This window comes from Dietzia sp. DQ11-71, assembly GCF_014144995.1.
Classification (GTDB): Bacteria; Actinomycetota; Actinomycetes; order Mycobacteriales; family Mycobacteriaceae; genus Dietzia; species Dietzia kunjamensis.
The window spans coordinates 1-3,271 of record NZ_JAALDT010000288.1; the positions used below are offsets into that span (position 1 = coordinate 1).

General features: G+C 68.4%; 4 protein-coding genes. All 4 read left to right on the forward strand.

Annotation, left to right across the window (positions count from 1 at the left end; all coding sequences use genetic code 11):
• The first annotated feature begins 168 nt into the window (after positions 1–168).
• Genes ettA through G6023_RS10710 form a run of 4 tightly spaced genes read left to right on the forward strand, consistent with a single transcriptional unit; the run spans position 169 to position 3,235 of the window.
• The gene (gene ettA / locus G6023_RS10695) at positions 169–1,842 is read left to right on the forward strand and encodes an energy-dependent translational throttle protein EttA (protein ID WP_067719805.1); all 1,674 of its coding nucleotides are present in this window, start codon (positions 169–171) and stop codon (positions 1,840–1,842) included.
• Positions 1,843–1,848: 6 nt separating this feature from the next.
• A complete protein-coding gene (locus G6023_RS10700) occupies positions 1,849–2,298 on the forward strand; it encodes a thioesterase family protein (RefSeq protein WP_182635449.1) in 450 nt (149 codons plus the stop codon).
• On the forward strand, positions 2,295–2,753 hold the full coding sequence (locus G6023_RS10705; protein WP_159148477.1) for an acyl-CoA thioesterase: 459 nt from the start codon (positions 2,295–2,297) through the stop codon (positions 2,751–2,753). Before G6023_RS10700 ends, G6023_RS10705 begins: the two co-directional genes overlap by 4 nt.
• Positions 2,750–3,235 (forward strand): acyl-CoA thioesterase, encoded by a 486-nt coding sequence (locus G6023_RS10710; RefSeq protein WP_182635451.1) that lies wholly within the window; start codon positions 2,750–2,752, stop codon positions 3,233–3,235. Before G6023_RS10705 ends, G6023_RS10710 begins: the two co-directional genes overlap by 4 nt.
• Positions 3,236–3,271: the final 36 nt, after the last annotated feature.

Below are 3,271 nucleotides of genomic sequence, written 5' to 3' on the forward strand. Positions count from 1 at the left end.
GCAGAGCGAGGCGGGCGAGTTCGTGGGGGCGGCCGGCGCCTGATGCTCCCGGGGGTGGGGCCGGCGTCCGCCGCGGACGCCGGGGCCGCGGGCGGACACGTAACATGGGGGTCGTGCCCGCGGCCGACCCGCGGTGAAGTGAACTATATGCGCAGGTGAGAGGGTAGAATGGCCGAGTTTATCTACACGATGAAGAAGGTACGCAAGGCGCACGGGGACAAGGTGATCCTCGACGACGTCACGATGTCCTTCTATCCCGGTGCGAAGATCGGCGTCGTGGGCCCCAACGGCGCCGGCAAGTCCTCCATCCTCAAGATCATGGCCGGGATCGACCAGCCCTCCAACGGCGAGGCGTTCCTCGATCCCGAGGCGACCGTCGGCATCCTGCTGCAGGAGCCGGAGCTCGACCAGTCCAAGACCGTCAAGGAGAACGTCGAGGACGGCCTCGGCGAGACGATGGTGCAGCTGCGTCGGTACAACGAGGTCGCCGAGGAGATGGCGACCGACTACACCGACGAGCTCATGGAGGAGATGGGTCGGCTGCAGGAGCAGCTCGACGCCGTGGACGCCTGGGACGTGGACTCCCAGATCGAGCAGGCCATGGACGCCCTGCGCTGCCCGCCGGGCGACTCGCCGGTGACGAACCTGTCCGGTGGCGAGGCGCGTCGGGTGGCGCTGTGCAAGCTGCTGCTGAGCAAGCCCGACCTGCTGCTGCTCGACGAGCCCACCAACCACCTGGACGCCGAGTCCGTCCTGTGGTTGGAGCAGCACCTGGCCGCCTACCCCGGCGCCGTCCTGGCCGTCACACACGACCGGTACTTCCTCGACCACGTCGCGCAGTGGATCTGTGAGGTCGACCGCGGTCAGCTGCACCCCTACGAGGGCAACTACTCCACCTACCTGGAGAAGAAGGCCGAGCGCCTCGAGGTCCAGGGCAAGAAGGACCAGAAGCTGCAGAAGCGGCTCAAGGCCGAGCTCGAGTGGGTGCGCTCCGGTGCCAAGGCGCGCCAGTCCAAGTCCAAGGCCCGTCTGGCCAAGTACGAGGAGATGGCCGCGGAGGCGGAGAAGCACCGCAAGCTCGACTTCGAGGAGATCCAGATCCCCACGCCGCCGCGGCTCGGCAACGTGGTGGTGGACGTCGACAAGCTCACCAAGGGCTTCGACGACCGCGTCCTCATCAAGGACCTGTCGTTCACGCTGCCTCGCAACGGCATCGTCGGCGTGATCGGCCCCAACGGCGTCGGTAAGACGACGCTGTTCAAGACCATCGTGGGCCTGGAGGAGCCGGACTCCGGCACCGTCAAGGTGGGCGACACGGTGAAGCTGAGCTACGTCGACCAGAACCGCGCCAACATCGACCCGGAGAAGTCGGTGTGGGAGGTCGTCTCCGAGGGCAACGACTACATCGAGGTCGGCCAGAACGAGATGCCCTCGCGTGCCTACGTCAGCGCCTTCGGCTTCAAGGGCCCGGACCAGCAGAAGAAGTCCGGCGTCCTGTCCGGTGGTGAGCGCAACCGTCTCAACCTGGCGCTGACGCTCAAGGTCGGCGGCAACCTGATCCTCCTCGATGAGCCCACCAACGACCTCGACACCGAGACGCTGGGCAGCCTGGAGAACGCACTCGAGGACTTCCCGGGTTGCGCCGTGGTCATCTCGCACGACCGCTGGTTCCTGGACCGCACCTGTACCCACATCCTCGCCTGGGAGGGCAACGTGGACGAGGGGCAGTGGTACTGGTTCGAGGGCAACTTCGAGGGCTACGAGAAGAACAAGGTCGAGCGTCTCGGCCCCGACGCGGCCCGCCCGCACCGGGTCACGCACCGCAAGCTCACCAGGGACTGACCGCAGATGGCCACGCCGACCACCCAGGGCTCGGACACGGCGGGGGCCGTGCACCGGGTCCGGATCCCGTTGCGCATCTCCGACTTCGTGGGCATGCACGTCAACAACGTGCGGTTCCAGGAGTTCTCGCAGGACGCCCGGCTGATCTGGTTCCGCGAGAAGTTCGGGGTACCGGGCTCCCGGGTGCCGAGCGCGCTGGCGCGGTGGATGGAGATCGACTTCCGTCGCACCATCGCCATGGGCGTGCCCGAGGTGTGGGTGGACGTGCAGGTGGTGCGGGTGGGTCGCACCTCGTTCACGATGCGGACCTCGATCGGCTCCGAGTCGACCGGTGCCGAGCCCTGCGCGGTGGTCGACACCGTGATGGTGGTGACCGCGGATGACGAGACCACGACACTGGAGATCACCCCCGTGGAGCGCGCGGCGCTGCTCGGGGACCGGGAGGAGGCGGGATGACCATGCGCGACGCCGTGGACGCCGGAACGTTCCGCTGCACCCTGCAGGTGCGGTGGGCGGACTTCGACCAGTACGGCCACGTCAACAACATCAAGTACCTCGAGTACGCGCAGGAGGCGCGGATCCTGTTCATCCGCAGCCGGTTCGGGCCGTTCGGCCTGGGCAACCTGCCCCAGGTCGTGCGGCGCACCGAGATCGACCACCTGCGGCCCGTTCTGCGTGACTCCACCTCGGTGGACGTGGAGATCGACGTCGAACACGTCGGGACCACGTCGTACCAGATCCGCCAGACCATCCTGGACGCGGCGGGCGAGATCTGTTGCACGCTGCGGGTGGTCATGGTCGCCTACGACTCCTCCACCTCGACCGCGGTGGAGATCCCCTCGGGGGTCCGTCACGTGCTGGAGGCGGCCACACAACCGGCGGCGATCACTGACCAGGGGCCCGCCACGTGACCGACCAGCTCGTCTACGAGGCCGGCGGCCCCCTGGGCGTGTCCGGAGAGCCGGGCCGCAGGGTGTTCACCTCGGCGATGCCGGTCCGGTGGTCGGACCAGGACCTCTACCACCACGTCAACCACGCCCGGATGATCACGCTCATCGAGGAGGCGCGGATCCCGTGGCTCTTCTCCGAGGGCACACCCACCGCGACGCTCACCGCGGGTGCGGTGATGACCGACCTGTCGGTGAGATACCGGGGCCAGGTCAAGCACGCCGACGGCCCCATCCGCGTGCGCATGTGGTGCGAGAAGGTCGGCGGGGCGATGTTCGTGGCCCGCCACGAGGTCCGCGGCCGCACCACCCCGGACTCGGCGCCGCCCGCGGTGGACTGCACGGCCACCATCGCCGCGTTCGACCTGGCATCCCAGCGCCCGCGCCGGTTCACCCGCGCCGAGCGCGACTATCTGCTGGAGTTCCGGCACGAGGACCCGGCGTGACGGCACCGGGTTCGGACGCCGGGATGATCCGCGTGC

Bases quoted from the DNA above. Each gene is read 5' to 3' on its own strand.
- ettA (WP_067719805.1), top strand. From the start codon at position 169: ATGGCCGAGTTTATCTACACGATGAAGAAGGTACGCAAGGCGCACGGG.
- G6023_RS10700 (WP_182635449.1), top strand. From the start codon at position 1,849: ATGGCCACGCCGACCACCCAGGGCTCGGACACGGCGGGGGCCGTGCAC.
- G6023_RS10705 (WP_159148477.1), top strand. From the start codon at position 2,295: ATGACCATGCGCGACGCCGTGGACGCCGGAACGTTCCGCTGCACCCTG.